At 28.3% G+C, this 19,017-nt stretch carries 17 protein-coding genes; 5 read left to right on the forward strand and 12 right to left on the reverse strand.

Going from position 1 to position 19,017, the window contains the following annotated elements; all coding sequences use genetic code 11:
* Nucleotides 1-298: 298 nt before the first annotated feature.
* From AZI32_RS15305 to AZI32_RS15325, 5 genes are all read right to left on the reverse strand, one after another.
* A complete protein-coding gene (locus tag AZI32_RS15305; RefSeq protein WP_061996651.1) occupies nucleotides 299-1,279 on the reverse strand; it encodes an oligopeptide/dipeptide ABC transporter ATP-binding protein in 981 nt (326 codons plus the stop codon).
* Nucleotides 1,279-2,304 (reverse strand): ABC transporter ATP-binding protein, encoded by a 1,026-nt coding sequence (locus AZI32_RS15310; RefSeq protein ID WP_061996652.1) that lies wholly within the window; start codon nucleotides 2,302-2,304, stop codon nucleotides 1,279-1,281. Before AZI32_RS15310 ends, AZI32_RS15305 begins: the two co-directional genes overlap by 1 nt.
* 15 nt (nucleotides 2,305-2,319) lie before the next feature.
* Nucleotides 2,320-3,249 (reverse strand): ABC transporter permease, encoded by a 930-nt coding sequence (locus AZI32_RS15315; RefSeq protein ID WP_061996653.1) that lies wholly within the window; start codon nucleotides 3,247-3,249, stop codon nucleotides 2,320-2,322.
* A gap of 13 nt (nucleotides 3,250-3,262) precedes the next feature.
* Nucleotides 3,263-4,210, reverse strand: a complete 948-nt coding sequence (locus tag AZI32_RS15320) for an ABC transporter permease (protein WP_061996654.1) — start codon at nucleotides 4,208-4,210, stop codon at nucleotides 3,263-3,265.
* An 80-nt stretch (nucleotides 4,211-4,290) separates the two neighbouring features.
* Entirely contained in the window at nucleotides 4,291-5,973 is a 1,683-nt protein-coding gene (locus tag AZI32_RS15325; protein WP_061996655.1) for a peptide ABC transporter substrate-binding protein, read from the reverse strand.
* A 1,319-nt stretch (nucleotides 5,974-7,292) separates the two neighbouring features.
* Between AZI32_RS15325 and AZI32_RS15330 the strand changes: the two genes are divergently transcribed.
* The 3 genes from AZI32_RS15330 (at nucleotide 7,293) to dapB (ending at nucleotide 10,043) form a co-directional block, all read left to right on the forward strand.
* On the forward strand, nucleotides 7,293-8,291 hold the full coding sequence (locus AZI32_RS15330; RefSeq protein ID WP_061996656.1) for an aspartate-semialdehyde dehydrogenase: 999 nt from the start codon (nucleotides 7,293-7,295) through the stop codon (nucleotides 8,289-8,291).
* 46 nt (nucleotides 8,292-8,337) lie between these two features.
* Nucleotides 8,338-9,216, forward strand: coding sequence for a 4-hydroxy-tetrahydrodipicolinate synthase (dapA, locus tag AZI32_RS15335; protein ID WP_061996657.1), 879 nt, complete (start codon nucleotides 8,338-8,340; stop codon nucleotides 9,214-9,216).
* Between the two features lie 68 nt (nucleotides 9,217-9,284).
* Nucleotides 9,285-10,043, forward strand: coding sequence for a 4-hydroxy-tetrahydrodipicolinate reductase (gene dapB, locus AZI32_RS15340; RefSeq protein WP_061996658.1), 759 nt, complete (start codon nucleotides 9,285-9,287; stop codon nucleotides 10,041-10,043).
* A 26-nt stretch (nucleotides 10,044-10,069) separates the two neighbouring features.
* Here the strand turns inward: dapB and AZI32_RS15345 are convergent, their stop codons facing one another.
* Complete coding sequence (locus tag AZI32_RS15345; protein ID WP_061996659.1) at nucleotides 10,070-11,215, reverse strand: aminotransferase class I/II-fold pyridoxal phosphate-dependent enzyme; 1,146 nt, start codon at nucleotides 11,213-11,215, stop codon at nucleotides 10,070-10,072.
* A 22-nt stretch (nucleotides 11,216-11,237) separates the two neighbouring features.
* Nucleotides 11,238-11,777: a cob(I)yrinic acid a,c-diamide adenosyltransferase gene (locus AZI32_RS15350; protein ID WP_061996660.1), complete on the reverse strand. Its 540-nt coding sequence runs from the start codon at nucleotides 11,775-11,777 to the stop codon at nucleotides 11,238-11,240.
* A 367-nt stretch (nucleotides 11,778-12,144) separates the two neighbouring features.
* On the opposite strand from AZI32_RS15350, the gene dapD reads away from it, so the two are divergent.
* Nucleotides 12,145-12,855 carry a 2,3,4,5-tetrahydropyridine-2,6-dicarboxylate N-acetyltransferase gene (gene dapD / locus AZI32_RS15355; RefSeq protein WP_061996661.1) on the forward strand — a complete coding sequence of 237 codons (711 nt, stop codon included), beginning with the start codon at nucleotides 12,145-12,147 and terminating at the stop codon, nucleotides 12,853-12,855.
* 30 nt (nucleotides 12,856-12,885) lie between these two features.
* Here the strand turns inward: dapD and AZI32_RS15360 are convergent, their stop codons facing one another.
* A complete protein-coding gene (locus AZI32_RS15360) occupies nucleotides 12,886-13,611 on the reverse strand; it encodes a single-stranded DNA-binding protein (protein ID WP_061996662.1) in 726 nt (241 codons plus the stop codon).
* Nucleotides 13,612-13,772: 161 nt separating this feature from the next.
* On the reverse strand, nucleotides 13,773-14,540 hold the full coding sequence (locus AZI32_RS15365) for a polysaccharide deacetylase family protein (RefSeq protein ID WP_061996663.1): 768 nt from the start codon (nucleotides 14,538-14,540) through the stop codon (nucleotides 13,773-13,775).
* A 547-nt stretch (nucleotides 14,541-15,087) separates the two neighbouring features.
* Here AZI32_RS15365 and AZI32_RS15370 point away from each other — a divergent pair.
* Entirely contained in the window at nucleotides 15,088-15,618 is a 531-nt protein-coding gene (locus AZI32_RS15370; protein ID WP_061996664.1) for a DUF4364 family protein, read from the forward strand.
* A 2-nt stretch (nucleotides 15,619-15,620) separates the two neighbouring features.
* Here AZI32_RS15370 and AZI32_RS15375 read toward each other — a convergent pair whose 3' ends face one another.
* The 3 genes from AZI32_RS15375 to AZI32_RS19060 form a co-directional block, all read right to left on the reverse strand.
* Complete coding sequence (locus AZI32_RS15375) at nucleotides 15,621-16,490, reverse strand: YncE family protein (RefSeq protein WP_061996665.1); 870 nt, start codon at nucleotides 16,488-16,490, stop codon at nucleotides 15,621-15,623.
* A gap of 195 nt (nucleotides 16,491-16,685) precedes the next feature.
* Complete coding sequence (locus tag AZI32_RS15380; RefSeq protein ID WP_061996666.1) at nucleotides 16,686-17,990, reverse strand: folylpolyglutamate synthase/dihydrofolate synthase family protein; 1,305 nt, start codon at nucleotides 17,988-17,990, stop codon at nucleotides 16,686-16,688.
* Nucleotides 17,991-18,772: 782 nt separating this feature from the next.
* Complete coding sequence (locus AZI32_RS19060; protein WP_275934989.1) at nucleotides 18,773-18,904, reverse strand: hypothetical protein; 132 nt, start codon at nucleotides 18,902-18,904, stop codon at nucleotides 18,773-18,775.
* Between the last annotated feature and the right edge of the window lie 113 nt (nucleotides 18,905-19,017).

Here is a 19,017-nt window from a genome sequence, read left to right on the forward strand (position 1 = left end):
TTTTAAAAAATCTATCAATATAATTTGCTTTGCAAATTTATAAAAAGATACGTTGATAATTACTAGGAACGAAGTGAGTAGTAATAACCACAACTGTTCACTATTCACTCTTAACTTTTAACTAAAATAATCTGTTAGTTATTGATAAAATATTAATTTAAGCTTTCTCACTTGATAAATGAATAACTTTAGAATTTAGTTTAGAACCCTGTATAAATTTAAATCAATTAAAAAGAATGGCTTTAAATGAATAAACTCATTTAAAACCATTCTTTTTATAAAAACTTCATATTACACTTTATAATAAGTGACATGCTACAAAGTGATTTGGTTCAACTTCTTTAAACTCTGGATTTTTTTCACTACAAATAGGTTTAGCATATCTACATCTAGCTGCAAATCTACATCCAGGCTTTGGATTTATTGGACTTGGAACTTCTCCTTCAAGAGCTATTCTATTTTTGCTCCTTCCAATCTCCGGATCTGGTATAGGAATTGATGAAAGTAGTGCTTGAGTATATGGATGTAATGGCTTTTCGTATAAATCATGACTTGATGCAAGCTCAACCATAGTACCAAGGTACATAACTCCAACTCTATCTGATATATGCTTAACCATAGATAAATCATGGGCAATAAATAGATAAGTTAATCCTAGCTCGTTTTGTAATTTTATAAGTAGGTTTACTACTTGAGCCTGTATTGACACATCTAGTGCAGATATAGGCTCATCACAAACTATAAAATCTGGCTCTATAGCAAGAGCTCTAGCTATACCTATTCTTTGCCTTTGTCCACCTGAAAATTCATGTGGAAATCTTGATGCATGCTCTTTATTTAATCCAACTAATTGTAAAAGGTGATATATCTTATCCGTTCTCTCCTGACCGCTGTATAATCCATGTATATCTATGCCTTCACCAATTATATCACCAACAGTCATTCTAGGATTTAATGATGCATATGGGTCTTGAAATATTACTTGAGCTCTTCTTGCAAACTGCTTTTTTTCTTTTTTATTTAGTTTACTTATATCATGACCATCAAATAATATTTCTCCATCTGTAGCCTCATAAAGACCCATAACTGTTCTACCACAAGTTGTTTTACCACAACCTGATTCACCAACAAGTCCTAAAGTTTCTCCTTTATAGATATGAAAACTAACGTCATCAACAGCTTTTAATGTAGCATTTTTTCCTACATTAAAGTATTTTTTTAAGTTTTTAACATTTATTAAAATTTCATTATTATCTTTTTTTATTCTTTCACTAGCCATTACTCTTCACCTCTTTTCAGAACTTTAGGAACTTCAATCTTAGGTGCCATTGAATGTTTTAACCAACAAGATACTTCATGAGTATCACTAACAACTGTAACCTCTGGCATTGCTTCCCTGCAAATTCCCATACAATATTCACATCTAGCTGCAAAAGGACATCCAACAGGTGGTTTTATTAAGTCTGGAGGTGTTCCATTTAATGCATATAATACATCTTTATTTTTAGTGTCTAATCTAGGAACTGATTGCAACAGCGCCCAAGTATATGGATGCTGTGGATTATAGAATATTTCATCTACATTTCCTCTTTCTATTATTTGGCCTGCGTACATAACTTGAATTCTATCTGCAACGTCTGCAACAACACCTAAGTCATGAGTTACCAAAATAACAGCTGTTCCAAGTTTTTCTTGTAAATCTCCTATAAGGTCCATAATTTGCGCTTGAATAGTAACATCAAGGGCAGTAGTTGGCTCATCTGCTATAAGAATTTTAGGGTTACATGCAAGCGCTATAGCTATCATGGCCCTTTGTCTCATACCGCCTGAAAATTCATGTGGGTATTGATAAGCCCTCTTATCTGCATTAGGAATATTAACAAGATCAAGCATTTTTATAGCTTCTTTCATAGCCTCATCTTTGCTCATTCCTCTATGAATAATTAAACTTTCTGATATTTGTTTTCCGATTGTCATAGTTGGATTTAAAGAAGTCATCGGGTCTTGGAATATCATAGATATATCTGCACCTCTAAGCTCCCTTAAATCTTTTTCATTCATATCTAAAACACTATTTCCATCAAATTCAATTTTACTTCCTTCTTTTATTTCTGCCGGCATCGGTTCTGGAAGCAATCTCATTATAGCCTTCGCTGTAACAGTTTTACCACAACCAGATTCTCCAACTACTGCTAATGTTTCACCTTTATTTAAATGAAAGCTTATACCTCTTACTGATTGAACTTCACCAGCATAAGTATGAAACGAAACTCTCAAATCTTTTATATCTAATATTTTTTCCATAGCTATTCCCTCCTACTACTGACGTAATTTTGGATCTAATGCGTCTCTCAGACCATCTCCAAGTAATTGGAATGATAGCATCGTTAAAGAAATCGCTAATGCTGGGAATAACAATTGCTCTGGATAGAATATTAAATTCTGTTGAGCAGCTGATGCTAACGCACCCCAGCTTGTGTCTGGTGATTGTACGCCAAGTCCGATATAACTTAAGAATGCTTCACCAAATATAAATCCAGGTATATCAAATGTTATGGCAACAATCATAACACCTAGTGTGTTTGGTATTAAGTGTCTTGCTATTATTCTTGATGAACTTGCACCTAATGCCTTTGCTGCAAGAACATATTCTTGCTCTTTTATTTGTAGCAATTGTCCTCTGACAAGTCTAGCCATATAACACCATCCTGTAACAGTCATGGCTAAAATCAGCGATCCAATTCCCTTTCCAAATATCAAAGAAAATAATATTACTATTATTAAATAAGGAATACTGTATAGTATCTCCAATATTCTCATCATTATATCATCAACTATTCCACCGAAGAATCCTGATACACCGCCATATATAGAACCAATAACAGTATCTACAATAGCTCCAACAATACCTATAAATATAGATACCCTACCACCTTGCCATACCCTTCCGAAAGTATCTCTTCCTAATTGATCTGTACCAAACCAATACTGTGAATTTGGTGGTTGATTTACTAAATCATTATTTGTAACTTCAAAACCTACACCAGATATAGCTCTCGCTATTATAGGACCTATAATAACCATTATAGTTAAAGCTATCAGTATACAAAGTGATAATATTGCAACTTTATTTTGCTTTAATCTTCTCCAAGCATCTTGCCAATAAGTCATACTAGGTCTTAAAATCAAATCTGAATCTAATTCTTTACAACCTATAATTTCAAACTTTTCTTTTGATAATTCTGCCATAATACACACCCCCCTATTTCTTTCCACCTGAAACTCTGATTCTTGGGTCAACTAATCCATATACTATATCAACTACAAATAGTGAGAAGATAAATAAAAAAGAAATGAATATTGTTTGTCCCATAACCATTGGATAATCTCTGTCGTTTATTGATGAAACGAAATATTGTCCTAATCCAGGTATAGCAAATATACTTTCAATAACAAATGATCCTGTAAATATATTCGCAATTTGAGGTCCTAATAATGTTATAGCTGGAAGTATCGCATTTCTTATAACATGTTTCCATATTAAGCTTACCTTTGAAACACCTTTAGATTTTGCAGTTAATATATAATCTTGTCCTATTACATCAAGACAATTTGCTCTCATATATCTTGCATAAGTCGCTATAGATCCAAAACTTAATGCTATAGTTGGAAGTACTGTGTATTTAAGTCCACTTATTCCAAACCCAGCCCAACCAGTTGATGGCAATAACATCCATTTAACTGTGAAGAAGAATTGTAATAACGCTCCAATTACGAAACTAGGTACAGAAATACCTAAAATCGCTATAAACATAACTAAATAATCAGGCCATTTTCCTCTATTAAATGCCGCTATAATACCTAATAAAATTCCTAAAGTAAATCCTATTGCTATAGCTTGTATTCCTATTTTAGCTGAAATCGGTGCATAACTTGTAATAGATTCTGTAACACTTCTTCCTGCATAAGTTATAGACTCTCCTAAATCTCCATGTAGTGCATTTTTTATAAATTTTTGATACTGCACTATTACCGGCTCATTCAAACCATATTTTTGATAATAGTTTGCCTTAATTTGTGGTGGCAAGTTTCTAGCCATAGAAGCCAGTGGGTCACCTGGTATAGCATGTATTAACATAAATGTTATTGTTATAGCTATAAATAGCGTTACAAACATGTACCCCAGTCTTTTTAACGTAAATTTTAACATCACATCATCCCTCCATTAAAATAAAGTGCTTGCAACGAACTATTTTTATAAGTTCGTTGCACTTTTATTGTAAAACACCCTTACTTTCTTCCAGAAGTATAAGCGTATTTATAATCATTTACTCCGAATAATGGATACATTACATCATGAACATATTTAGCTACATAAGTATTTCTTTTTCTATAAACTGATGGCGAAATAACTCCTTCTTTATATAAAAGTAATTCTTCTGCTTGCTTAAACAGTTCCGCTCTTTCATTTTGGTCATTAGAATTTTTAGCTTTTTTAATTATTTCATCATATTCTGGATTTTCCCAACCATTATCAATAGCACCTGCACCTGTTATAAACACGTCAAAGAATGTCATTGGATCATTATAGTCTCCTGTCCATCCAGCTGCAGCTATTTGATAATCCAATTCCTTTGTTCTCTTTTGGAAAATTGGAAAATCAACCTGTTCCACTTGAACATTTACACCTAATACTTGACTGTAATTTTGTTGTGCAAAATCAGAGAATTCTTTTGCCTCTGCATTAGTGCCAGATTGTAAGTACTTAAATGTATGTTTAGATGGATCTGTATCTAGTCCTAACTCTTTCAATCCTTCTACTAACAATGCCTTTGGATCTGGATTTTCATCTTTTAGTTTTTTAACAAAATCTTCAGATTTACTCCTAAATGTTTCCTCACCACTTTTTACTGCTGGTGGGCACCAAGCATATGCTGGTTCTGCTAACCCTTTAAATAAAGTTTGAACTGTACCTTCTCTATCTGCTGCTATTATAAATGCTTTTCTGATTTTGGCATTAGACATATACTTATCTTTAGTATTAAAGAATGCATATGTTGTAGCTCCATCATAAGCATTTATAACATTAAAGTTTCCAGTTTCATCAAATTTTTTAATCCATTCAGGCTTAGTTACACCACAAGTATCTAGTGATCCATTTAAAAGCTCACTCATTCTTGATGGCACTTCTTTTATTATTTTCATTGTTAGTTTATCTAAACTTACTTTATCTTTATCCCAATATTGATCATTTTTTTCTAATACAACTTGGTTATTATGTGTCCAATCTGTAATTTTAAATGGTCCATTAAATATTAATGTATTCGCTTCTGAACCATATTTTTCTCCATTTTGCTCTACAATATCTTGTCTTTGTGGTTGCATTACTTTAAAAGACGTTATTCCTAAAAAGTATGGACATGGACTTTCTAGTGTAATTTCTAATGTTTTATCGTCAACTGCTTTAACTCCTAACTCTTCAATTGGTAACTTACTTGAATTCACTTGTTCCGCATTTTTTATCGGATATAACAAGAATGCGTAAGGTGATCCAGTTTCAGGTTTCATTGTTCTTTTTATTGAGTATTCAAAATCTTTAGCAGTAACAGGTTTTCCATCACTCCAATTAGATTCTCTTAAATTAAATGTCCATTTTAATCCATCTTCGGAAGTTGTCCAACTTTCTGCTACTCCTTGAGCGACTTCTTCCTTTCCATCTTTAGTTTCTGTTCTTGTTAATGCATCCATACATTGAACTAAAACCTCTGAAGAGTATGTATCAGTACTCTTAGAAACATCTAAAGTTTTTGGTTCTAATGTTAATACATTTAAGTATTGCTCTGCATCTTTTGTTCCTTCTCCTACATTTTCTCCATTAGCACTTTCATTTGCACCACTTCCACAGCCAGCAAGAGCTATTGAAGCTGTTAATGAAACTGTTAATATTGTCGCTAACATTCTTTTGCTTTTCATTATTAGTCCCCCTTATTTTGTGACAATGGATCTAATTGCGTATTATATTTTGAATTTTTAGATAATTCCAATTAATTTTACGCCCTAAATCATAAAATTATATTTTTATCTAAATTTTCAATTTATTAATATTTTATTTTTAAACATATTCATATTTTGTATACACCTTCAACCACTGCCACTTAACTTTTACACTTAACTTTTTACCAAAATCCAAACAGAATTATTTGGAAATTTTTATTTTTTATAATACTATCATATCACTTTTCAATTGTCAAACAATTTAGTTTTCATTTGTTTATGAAATTTTATTACTTTTAATGGTTTTTTCAAATTTTTTTTATCTTTTTAATGCTAAAAACCATTAATTTTCTTTATTCTGGAAAAACTTATTTCTAATTTGTAAACATTGTTCTTTTTTCTACTATTATATTCAATCCAAAATATACTTTTTTACAATTTTATATTAATTATTTATTTTTTAATATAGTATAATTGTTTTACAAATAACTAGTATAAAGTTTCCCTTTAAAACTGTTATTTTTAAGTTGTGCTAAAATTAAGTCTTAATTATTTGTTTTTCACTATTTCTTACTTAAATTCAAGTCATAATAAATATCCTCCTAATTTTTCTGATATTTTTTCTATTTTTTAACTTATAATATTTTATTTATATATATGTTTATGTAAGTAATTATATTTATTATGCTTAAATTTAAAACTATTTTTTAATTTTTTTTTAACAGCAGCAATTTTAAAATGTATTTTATTTGTACAACGTTTACTATTTTAAAATAAATTTTTCTAATCAATTTAATACATTTTATTTATTATACTAAGTTTAATATTTTTATTTTTTAAATTCATCTATTTTTCATAGAAATTGCAATTTTTTTTAAACCAACTTTTAACAATTCATATATTGTTTTAATCTCTGTAAAAATATTACATAAAATTATTTTATTTTATTTTTATTTTTTAATTTTTTTTTGCAATTAATTTTGCTATAAATTGCATTTTTTTCGCTTTGTAATTGTTTTCAAACTTATTTTTTTATTTTTTATTCATATATATATATCTTTTTTTATATAATTATTTTAATATACTAATAGAAGCTAATATTTTTTATATTGTTTCATATATTTTAATATGCATATTTTTACAAAAGTATATAACTTTATTATGTAAAAATATATAATAATATTATAGAGAAATAAATAAATTTTAATTCTAAATTAACAACTTAATTTTAGAGCTAATACATCAATTATATTTTCTCATATAATACGATTATAATAGATATTTGAGGAGTGATTATTTTGAATTATAATGTAGCTGTTGTAGGTGCTACTGGAATGGTAGGACGACAATTTATAAGTATATTAGAAGAAAGAAACTTTCCTATAGATAATATTTATTTTTTTTCTTCTAAACGTTCTGCAGGTAGTACTTTAGTTTTTAAAAATAAAGAAGTAATTGTAGAAGAATTAACTGAAGATAATATTAAAAACAAAAAAATTACCTTCGCACTATTTTCAGCTGGTGGTGACACTAGTTTAAAATTTGCTAAAACCTTTGTAAAGTATGGAGCCATCGTTATAGATAATAGTAGTGCCTTTAGAATGGATCCTGAAGTTCCATTAGTTGTTCCAGAGGTTAACTGGGAAGATATAAAAAATCATAAAGGCATCATTGCTAATCCTAATTGTTCTACAATACAAGCAATGGTAGCTTTAAAACCAATATATGATGCATATGGAATAGATAGAATCATATATTCAACTTATCAAGCTGTTTCTGGAGCTGGTTTAGGTGGATTTAAAGATCTTGAAAATGGTTCAAAAGGAGAAAGCCCTAAAAAATTCACATCTCCTATAGCTTTTAACTTAATACCACAAATAGATGTGTTCCTAGAGAATGGATACACTAAAGAAGAAATGAAAATGATAAATGAAACAAGAAAAATTTTTCATGATGATTCTTTAAAAATAACAGCAACTACTGTTAGAGTTCCTGTATATCATGGACATAGTGAAAGTATTAATATTGAATTAAAATCCTCTTTTAATATAGAAGATATATTCAAACTTTACGCCTCTGCTAAAGGCATAGTTTTAAAAGATGATATTGAAAATTGTGTTTATCCTATGCCTATAGACGTTGCTGGAAAAGATGAGGTTTATGTTGGTAGAATAAGACGAGATTTTAGCACAGACAATGGGGTTAATATTTGGGTTGTTGCCGACAACATAAGAAAAGGTGCCGCACTAAATGCAATTCAAATTGCTGAAGTATTTATTGAAAAAAATCTTATTTAATTATATATCTTAAAAACAAAAATTTATTTTAGAAAGGATTGTTATTATGAGTATTTTTAAAGGTTCTGGAGTAGCTATAATTACCCCTTTTACTAAAACAGGAGTTGACTTTAATAAATTAAAAGAATTATTGGAATGGCATATATCTAATAATACAGATGCAATTATAATTTGTGGAACTACTGGTGAAGCTTCTACAATGACTGAAAAAGAAAAAAAGGATACAATAAAATTTACTGTTGATACTATAAACAAAAGGATTCCTGTAATTGCTGGTACTGGAAGTAACAATACAGCTTCTGCTATAGAAATGAGTAAATATGCTGAATCAGTAGGAGTAGATGGATTATTAGTTATAAATCCATACTATAACAAAACTAGTAAAAAAGGCCTTGTTGCACACTTTAAAGCTGTAAATGACAATGTAAATACGCCAATAATAGTTTATAATGTTCCAGGTAGAACTGGTATGAATATACCACCTGAAGCATTAAAAGAAATATGTGAATTTAAAAATATAGTTGCAGTTAAAGAAGCTAGTGGCGATATGAGCCAAATTATAAAAATAAAAGCTTTATGTAAAGATAAACTAGATATCTATTCTGGAAATGATGATCAAATAGTTCCAATATTAGCTATGGGCGGTATAGGTGTTATATCCGTTCTTGCTAATATAATTCCTGATAAAGTTCATAATATATGCAAATTATTTGAAGAAGGTAAAGTTAATGAAGCATTACAGCTACAACTAGATACATTAGATTTATCTAACAATTTATTTATAGAAACTAACCCTATCCCTGTTAAAACAGCTCTTAATTTAATGAATAAAAATGTAGGTGATTTAAGATTACCGCTTGTTAATATGGAAGATAAAAATAAGGAAACTTTAAAATGTTCTTTATCTGTTCATAACTTATTATAAAATTTAAAGCTTCTATATTTTTCTGATTTAAAACCCTATAGAAGCTTTAAATCATTTAGGAGGATACTATGGTAAAAGTACTTTTAGTTGGATGTAGTGGGAAAATGGGAAAAATGATTTCTGCCACATCTAAAAACTTTAAAAATTTAGAAATAGTAGCTGGTATTGATAAATTTAACGATAATACTTTAAATTATCCAATATTCAGTACTATATCTGATTGCAATGTAGATATAGATGTAATTTTAGATTTTTCTAGACCTGATTCTTTAAAAGATATTTCAACCTTTGCACTTAAAAACAATAAACCAGTAATATTTTGTACTACAGGATATTCTAATGAAGAAAAATCACAAATATTAGAATTGGCTAATGCTATTCCTGTTTTCTATTCTGCAAATATGTCTATTGGTATAAATATAGTTAATGCTGTACTAAAAAATATAAGTAATTTACTTTTTAAAGATTTTGATATAGAAATAATAGAAAAACATCATAATCAAAAGGTAGATGCTCCTAGTGGTACTGCATTACTTCTTGCTAACACTATTAAAGATTCTATAGATTCAGATACTAATTTCATATATGGAAGAGAAGGAATCTCAAAAAGAGATGAAAAAGAGATAGGCATACACACAGTTCGCGGTGGAAATATAGTTGGAGAACATGAAGTTATATTTGCCGGTGCCGGTGAAGTTATTTCAATAAAACATTCTGCTATATCTAGAGAAGTTTTTGCAATAGGTGCATTAAGAGCCTGTGAATTTATATTTAATAAATCTAAAGGTCTATACTCTATGGATAATATCGTAAATACTAATTTATAAAAAATATAGCTCTAGAAAACCTAGAGCTATATTTTTTTTATAAAATTTCCTAATTTTTCTAAAGCAATTTGCAATTCTTCATCACTATAGCAATAAGATATTCTAATATATCCTTCGCCGCCTTCTCCAAAAGCAGTTCCTGGAACTATTGCTACTTTTTCTTCATTTAAAAGTCTATGACAAAATTCTTCACTTGTCATATTAAATTTTTTTATAGATGGGAATATATAAAAAGCTCCATCTGGTCTGCATACCTCTAATTCCATATCTTTCAATCGTGTATATACATAATCTCTTCTCTTTTTAAATTTTAATTTCATAATTTCAACATCTTTAAGACCATATTTTAATCCTGATAAAGCCCCATACTGACTTATAGATGTAGTACAAGATACATTATATTGGTGAACCTTTAATATATTTTCCATAATATATTTTGTAGTACATATATACCCTACTCTTAGACCTGTCATAGAAAACATCTTAGAAAAACCACTAACCATTATTATCTTTTCTCTTATATCATAGCACTGACTTATAGAATAATAATCACCATAACAAAGAGACGCATAAATTTCATCGCTTATAACTATAATATCATTTTCCTTTATTATCTGATGCAAACTTTCCTTTTCTTCTAATGTAAGTATACTTCCACAAGGGTTACTTGGACATGATAATACTAATATTTTAGGTTTGTGAGTATTAATCATTTCCTTTAAATGAGTAATATTTATAGTAAAATCTTCATTCAATTTGTAATTTATTATATCACCACCTACAATTTGAGTTATGCTTTCATATGCAGGATATGCTATATTAGGTATTAATACTTTATCTCCACTATTTATAAGTGCCATAAAAGTACTCATAAGACCTTCACTACCTCCTACTGTAATGCATATCTCATCTTCCTCATACTCTATACTACTATTCTTCAAGTAATTACTTATCTCTTGTCTAAGCTCTAATATGCCAGCATTTGGTGTATATGTAGTTTTATTTTCATCAACTGATTTTAAAACTCCATTTTTTACTGATTCTGGCATTGGAAAATCTGGCTGACCTAACGTTAATGATATTGCATCATTAACCTTTAAAACCTTATTATAAAATTTTCTTATGCCTGATATTTCCACTTTTTTTATATTTTCACAAAAAATATTATCCATCTTTAATTACCCCAATTCTATATTAAAATTCTATTCCTTTTCTAGCTGGAATTCCTTCATTATAATAATGCTTCACTTCTCTCATCTCTGTTATAAGATTTGCCTTTTCTGCTATTTTTTCAGGAAGATCTCTTCCAGTGATTATAAGTTCCATATCGTTAGGCTTATTATCCATAAGATATATTATCTGTTCTTCTGTCAAAAGTTTATTGGTTACAGCACCAATTACTTCATCCAATATTAAAATATCACATGTTCTATTTTTTATAGTTTGTAAGCAAAAATTATATGCTTCTCGTATTTCTAGCTTTAATTGTTGTTTTTCTTCTTCATTTAAAGTCCAAAAAAATCCTTTAGTCTTTTCAAACCTAAATATATTAAAATATGGAGCCATTTTTTTAGCACTTTCAAGTTCTCCTGTATTACCTGTTTTTAAAAACTGAACAACATATACAGTGTATTTGTTTCCGGCTGCTCTAGTTGCTAATCCCATAGCTGCAGTAGTTTTTCCTTTTCCATTTCCTGTATATATTTGAATGTATCCTTCTTTTAAATTTCCCAAAATCATTTCCTCCTACTTTATTATATATGTATTTTAAATCTAATTGTAAAATACTATTCACTTTTTATAAAAAGCTTTAATTTTACATTTAAAATTTTTATCATTTTCAATTAGTTCTAAACTAAAAGTTGGGATTAGAAAACTTCTAAAAAATTTTCCTTCATAAAACTATAAATTCAAATGAACTTTTGGACTCTACATAAATTGGGTTTATATTGATAATTTATAATTATTAATGTATAGTTTTATATTAACGTATAAACTTTTTTATAAAAACACATAAATATTACATATATGTCTTTAAATAATTTTTATTTTATTATATCATTTATGTTGTGAGTATTAACTAATGAAAGGAGTTATATATATGAATTATAATTTAACAGATCCATATGAGATAGCTAGATTTATAAAAGAATCAAAAAAAGCTACCCCAGTAAAAGTATATGTAAATGGCGATTTAAACAATTGTAAATTTGATAACATAGAATGTTATGGTCATGGAAATTTTTACATATTATTTGGAAACTATGATGAGGTTAAAGATTTCTTAGATAAAAATAATAGCATAATCAATAATTTTAGAGTAGAAAACGATAGAAGAAATTCTGCAATCCCTATGCTAGATATGAAAGATATCAATGCTAGAATAGAACCAGGAGCTATAATCAGAGATAAAGTTAGTATTGGTAAAAATGCAGTTGTAATGATGGGTGCAGTTATTAATATTGGTGCTGAAGTCGGCGAAGAAAGCATGGTTGATATGAATGCAGTAATAGGTGCTAGAGGAAAACTAGGTAAAAGAGTTCATCTTGGAGCTGGCGCTGTTGTTGCTGGGGTTTTAGAACCGCCTAGCAAATCTCCATGTGAAATTGGAGATAACGCTCTAATTGGTGCTAATGCTGTTATACTTGAAGGTGTAAAAATTGGTGCAAACTCTGTTGTAGCAGCAGGTTCTGTTGTTACTGAAGATGTACCTGATAATGTAGTTGTTGCAGGTTGTCCTGCTAAAATTATTAAATCTGTAGATAATAAGACTAAAGGTAAAACTGAATTATTAGATGATCTTAGAAAATAAAAAAGGTGCAAAGCACCTTTTTCTTATCTTCTATATTACATCTTGAATTTCTTCACTCTCATTACAATTTTTATTTTCATTCTCTTCCATATCAAATTCCTTGTTTTCTGTATCAGAAATAGCCACATCGCTTTCGTCTTCTTCAACTCTTTCCATTTTTGATATAGATACTTCATATGCTATTTTCTTAACCACCTCAGTATCAGATACTCTTTTTTGATATTCTCTACTTTGAACTCTTCCCCAAATTCTTATGTTATCTCCAACTTCTAAGCTCTTACAAAATCTTGAATTTCTTCCCCACGCAATAGTAGGTATATAATCAGACTTGTTATATAATCTATTTACTGCTAATAGCATATCTGCAATTTCTCTACCAAAAGGAGTTGTCCTATATATAGGCTCCTTACATATATATCCATCTAAGAAAATTTGATTTGGGTTTTTGCTCTTTTCTTTTAATTCTCTAATATCTCTAGCAAAAACAGTTAATATAAGTCTATTAGATCCATCTACAAATTTATTATAAGACCTTAACTGTCCTTCTACTATTACTTCAGTGCCTAAACTCATATCTATACCAGTTGTAAGTCTTTCTGAAACTGTTATATTTAAAATATCAGTAGTATCACTTAATCTTGGAACTTCTAAACTAAAATTGTAAAACCCTTCTCCATACATTTCATGACTAAATTCTAATCCTGATATAATTTTACCCTCTAAATAAATTTTGTTATTCAACATTGTATTGTCCATAGTAACCCCTCTTTCCCTTAGTTCAGTTTAGTTTTATATCATAGTATATTCTTGTTATTCGATAACTATGACCAATTTTATGAAAATTCTTATAATTCTTAATTTTACACTTTCAATCATTTGTTTCCATTATAATACAAATAGTATTTCTATGCAATGTATTATTTGTTTTTTATTTGCCTTCCATTACCATCTATTTTATATTCATCATCATAGATTAAGTCTGTGATAGTAACAAATTCGTAGCCTTCTTTTGATAATTTTTCTAAAACTATTGTTAAAGATTGTGGCGTATATCTTGCATTATGGAATAATACTATAGATCCTTCTTTAACTTTTTTTAAAACTCTCTCCGCTTCAATTTCTGAACCTTCACCTTTCCAATCTATACTATCTACATCCCATTGTATACATTTTCTACCTGTTTTTTCTACAATATCTAATGCTGCATCATTAAAAGCACCTTCTGGAAACCTAAAAGTTTTACTGGTCTTATCAGTAATATCTAATAGTTTTGCGTCAGTTATATCCAATTCTTTTATTATTTTTTCTTCTGATATAGTAGTCATATTTGGATGTTTATTACTATGATTTCCTAATTCATGACCCCTTTTATCAATTTCTTTTACCTCTTCCGGAAAATCATCTATCCAAAGGCCTACTACATAAAATGTAGCCTTAGCATTATATTTATCAAGAACATTTAAAATTTCATCCATATTGTCTTCTCCCCATGTAGTATCAAATGTTATAGCTATCTTTTTCTCTTTTGTAGCAACTGAATAAATAGGTAACTTTTTATTGCTTTGTGAAAATGCCTGAAGAGTGCTTGTACTACTTATTCCTATAATAGTAAGTCCCATTATCATAAGTATTGATAAAGTAATTATAAATCTTTTTTCCCCTTTAAATATCTCTATCCCCTCCACAAAATTAACTCCCTAGTTCAATTAAATATTATTCAAATCTGATTCACTATATTACTAAAACTATTTTAATTTTTCATATAAATATAATGAAATAATTTTTAATCATTGATATAATGTAATATGAACTTAATTTTTACATTACATTTTAAAATATATTTAAGAACATTAAAAGAATAAATACATGCTCAAGATTATTTTACTAAAGAGAAAATATTTAAAATATACCTTTAATGTGAATAAAAAAATTTTAATGTGAATTTCTTTAATTATATTTAAATAGATATAATTAACTGGGTTACTTTATATATTATGAATATTAAATATATAGGGCTCCAAAATTACATGATGTGAATTTTGGATACCCATAAGGTGAATAATACTTCTAAGTAACTTAATTATAAAAAATGCTTAAAATATTTTTATAATTTATAAACTAATTAATGGAGTACGTATTTCACTATCATAATTAATCTAAATGTAAATTACTAAATAATAGAACTTACATTTTATTGATAACTCTTTACTTTTATTCAAAGGAGGAAATTGAATGTTTGAAGATTCCATGAACTTAGCAGAGAATAAATTATTATTATTATATATTCTAAATAAAATCAAACTTCCTATTTCCAATATGCAAATTACAGAAATAATTTTAGAGAATAACTTTATGAATTATTTCACTCTACAGCAATATATAGTAGAACTAACCTCTGCAAATCTTTTAAAACATATTACTGACCATGGGAAAGATAGGCTAGTTATTGCTGATAACGGAAAAGAAGTTCTTTCATTATTTGAAAACAGAATCTCTAAAGAAAAACTTTCTCAGCTTGAAGAATATATGGAGCATAAAATCTCTAGTATAAAAAAAGAGCTTACTGTAACTGCTGATTATACTATAGAAAATAAAAATAGTTATTTAGTTAATTTAATTGCTTCCGAAAATGATACTACACTTATAGATTTAAAAGTTAGTGTTGCATCTAATAAGCAAGCTAGAGAACTTTGTTATAAATGGAAATCTAATTCTTCAGATTTATATACAAAAATTATTAATGCATTAATTGACGAAGATTAAACTTAAATTTTAATCATTCCTTTTGGTTCAAAATCTAAAGGAATGATTTTTTTGTTTTTACTTATTTTATTTATTTGTATTAATTGATTATAATATATATCTTCAACATATATATTTTTTTCATCTACAATAATATCTTTTAATACCCCCCCTACTTCTATTTCATCAACTTTTTCTAATTTTGTAATGTCAACGATTGTTATTGTTCCATCACCTAAATTCGATATATAACAATAATTATTATAACAACACATATCTATAGGTATATTACCTATAGTTATACTATTTCTTTCATTATATTTTAATGATATAACCTTTAATTCTCCCTTTGTTTCCTCTCCCATATTACTTTCACATACTAATATTTTTTCACCATTTTCATACCATACAGCTTTTACAGGGTAATTACCAACTTTTATATTCTTTATTTTTTCTTTTTCTTTTAAATCTATGATACTTATATCATTACTTAAAGTATTTGCTATAACAATGCTATTATTATCTGGTGAAAAGTCTAAACTATGAGGTGATATACCACAACTTATTACTTCTACTATTTCTTTAGATAGAACATCAAAACACACTATTGTGTTAGATTCTTCGCAAACTATATATAACTGCCCACCTATTAAATCCATATGACTACACCCTGAACCTATATAAAACTCCTCTATCCCTCCATCATTTTTTAATAAATATATTCTATTATTCTCAAAACTAGATATTATAAATGTTTTATCATAAAGGCATAATTTAAATGGTTTTATTTTCTCATGATAATTTAATTCTATAGAATCTTCTACAGTAAAATTATTAATATTTATTTTATCTATTCTATCTCTAGTAGAATTGCAAATATAAAGATAACTCAAAAAATCACCTCCTCACAAGACATACATATTTTAAAACTTACACTATATAAGTCTATTACTTTTATACATATATCTTATGTTGAAGTGATTTATTCTGATACAGTTTTTGTCATTTTTTGATTTATTAGGCCTGTAAAAAGAAATAATAGACCAAAGATTCGAAGCATATAGGTCTATTATTTCTTTGATTATGCCTTACTTAAAATTTCTTATTATTTTCCTCATATCTCCAATCATATATAAAGATCCACTTACTAATAATAAATCTTCATTTTCACAGTATGATAAGGCTTTTTCATAAGCCTTATCATAAGTTTTTATAGCTTCACAATCAATTGATAACATGTCTATTTCTTTTTTTAATTCTGTTGCTAATTCTGCCCTCTCACTATTTGGAGTGACACAAATTACTTTATATGCATTGGGTGCTATTACCTCTACCATGTCCTTAACTTGCTTATCTGCTAATATCCCTAATATTAGCACCATCTTTTTATAATTAAAGTATTTTTTTATACTTTCATCTAATTTTTTTATTCCATCTATATTATGTGCACCATCTATTACTACCATAGGATTATTATTCATAATTTCTAGCCTTGCTGGCCATTTAACTTTTTTTAGTCCCTCTTTTATATTCTTTTTAGATATATTCACTCCTAATTTTATAAGTTCTTTTGCTGCATAAATAACTACAGTAGAATTAGATATCTGATGAGTTCCTAATAATGCTAAATCATACTCTTGCAACATATCATCGTTAATTAATATATGTTGTGCTAAATTTTTCTCCTCATCTATAGTAATTACTTTGTCAAACTTTGCAATATCCTTTGGTACTTTTATAAGCGGAGCATTTTTATCTTTTGCAACACTTTCAACAACTAGTTCTACTTCTCTTTTTTGTGGAAATAATACAATCGGTGTATTCTCTTTTATTATACCTGCCTTTTCATAGGCTATTTTTTCAATTGTATCACCTAATATCTGTGTATGGTCATAACTTATAGAACCTATTATACTTAAAATTGGATTTATAACATTTGTAGAATCTAATCTTCCTCCTAGTCCTACTTCCACTACTACAAAATCAACATTTTTATTATAGAAATATAAAAATCCACAGCAGGTTATTATTTCAAACTCTGTTGGGTTTCCATATCCACATTCACAAACTTTTTCTACTGCTTCTTTAACCTTAGAAACTATATAACACAAGTCATCTTTAGGTATATTTTTTCTATTTATTTGTATTCTTTCTTCGAATTCTTCTATATAAGGCGATATATACGTTCCTACATCATATCCACTATCCATAAGAATTGAAGTTAACATTGCTGTTGTAGATCCTTTACCATTAGTTCCTGCAACATGAATTGTTTTTATTTTTTTATGGGGATTCCCTAAAAACTCTAATAATTTTTCTGTTCTTTCAAGCCCATATTTACTTCCAAATTTAGCTGTTTCTTTTATATATCTAATAGCTTCTTCATAATTCATTTGTAAGCCCCCTGTCTTTAAGTAACGTAAAAATTCTTAATTTATCTATATATGATTTTATCATATTTAATCCATTTAATATAGAAAAAACCTTGTATGTATAACTCTTTTTATTCTTAAACTGAAACAATATAAAACCTATTTAAAAGAACTTTTACCAACTTATTTTCTTAATTTATAAAACTGTATTCATATAGGGAAACAAGCTCAAATTTAAATTTATTCAATAACTTTAAAATATTTTCATACAAAGTGTAGTGTTGAATTTTAAGCGATTCAGAGCATGTCTCACTATTTTGGGTATCCAAGTTTTGGAATGGATAATTTTAAAACTTGGAACCCTATATAAGGTTCCAAGTTAAATTTTAAACTTATTCATTTATTAAATGAGAAAACTCAAATTAATATTTTATCAATAACTAACAGATTATTTTAGTTAAGAGTGAATAGTGAACAGTTACGGTAAGGTCTATTTTCTCCGTTAACACTTGATGCTCTTCTAGTTTTATATTTTTCTACTAATAAATCGAAGCCAGTCCCGAACACCTGAATAAGCAATTATCCAAAATTTTTACGCCTTCACAAGAGGGACAGACGCGCAATTGGCTACTTTGCTATACTTTGGGCTAGATGCTTTTGTTGATTTTAGTTTTTCTCCAATAGTTCTCGAAGTCGGTCCCGAACAACTACGCTGCAAAGCTGCTATTTTAGGACCGGCTTTGATTGCTTTAGGTTTTATTGATAATCTTTCGATTTCACTGTAAAAATAACTTATGGAAAATTCACTTTGGTACGCCTGTCCTTCTTGTTACGGTGGTACACTTAGCTGCTAAACTTTCTTCAATTTTTCTTTCAACCTCAAGTTTTACTCCATTCAATTCAAAAGAAACTGGTGATCCAGTTTCATCCGACATTGTCAATTGTCAAATGGGGCTGTCGCATTAGGGGGGTTAAATCCGTTAGCGATAGCTCCTTTTATTCATCTTTAAAATCTTTTATTCGGTTTACTATATCTTAACTATAAAAT

It is taken from the genome of Clostridium sp. ATCC 25772, from assembly GCF_001573875.1.
Taxonomy (GTDB): domain Bacteria; phylum Bacillota; class Clostridia; order Clostridiales; family Clostridiaceae; genus Clostridium_J; species Clostridium_J senegalense.

Bases quoted from the DNA above. Each gene is read 5' to 3' on its own strand.
- AZI32_RS15305 (WP_061996651.1), bottom strand. From the start codon at position 1,279: ATGGCTAGTGAAAGAATAAAAAAAGATAATAATGAAATTTTAATAAAT.
- AZI32_RS15310 (WP_061996652.1), bottom strand. From the start codon at position 2,304: ATGGAAAAAATATTAGATATAAAAGATTTGAGAGTTTCGTTTCATACT.
- AZI32_RS15315 (WP_061996653.1), bottom strand. From the start codon at position 3,249: ATGGCAGAATTATCAAAAGAAAAGTTTGAAATTATAGGTTGTAAAGAA.
- AZI32_RS15320 (WP_061996654.1), bottom strand. From the start codon at position 4,210: ATGTTAAAATTTACGTTAAAAAGACTGGGGTACATGTTTGTAACGCTA.
- AZI32_RS15325 (WP_061996655.1), bottom strand. From the start codon at position 5,973: ATGAAAAGCAAAAGAATGTTAGCGACAATATTAACAGTTTCATTAACA.
- dapA (WP_061996657.1), top strand. From the start codon at position 8,338: ATGAGTATTTTTAAAGGTTCTGGAGTAGCTATAATTACCCCTTTTACT.
- dapB (WP_061996658.1), top strand. From the start codon at position 9,285: ATGGTAAAAGTACTTTTAGTTGGATGTAGTGGGAAAATGGGAAAAATG.
- AZI32_RS15345 (WP_061996659.1), bottom strand. From the start codon at position 11,215: ATGGATAATATTTTTTGTGAAAATATAAAAAAAGTGGAAATATCAGGC.
- dapD (WP_061996661.1), top strand. From the start codon at position 12,145: ATGAATTATAATTTAACAGATCCATATGAGATAGCTAGATTTATAAAA.
- AZI32_RS15360 (WP_061996662.1), bottom strand. From the start codon at position 13,611: ATGGACAATACAATGTTGAATAACAAAATTTATTTAGAGGGTAAAATT.
- AZI32_RS15370 (WP_061996664.1), top strand. From the start codon at position 15,088: ATGTTTGAAGATTCCATGAACTTAGCAGAGAATAAATTATTATTATTA.
- AZI32_RS15380 (WP_061996666.1), bottom strand. From the start codon at position 17,990: ATGAATTATGAAGAAGCTATTAGATATATAAAAGAAACAGCTAAATTT.
- AZI32_RS19060 (WP_275934989.1), bottom strand. From the start codon at position 18,904: ATGTCGGATGAAACTGGATCACCAGTTTCTTTTGAATTGAATGGAGTA.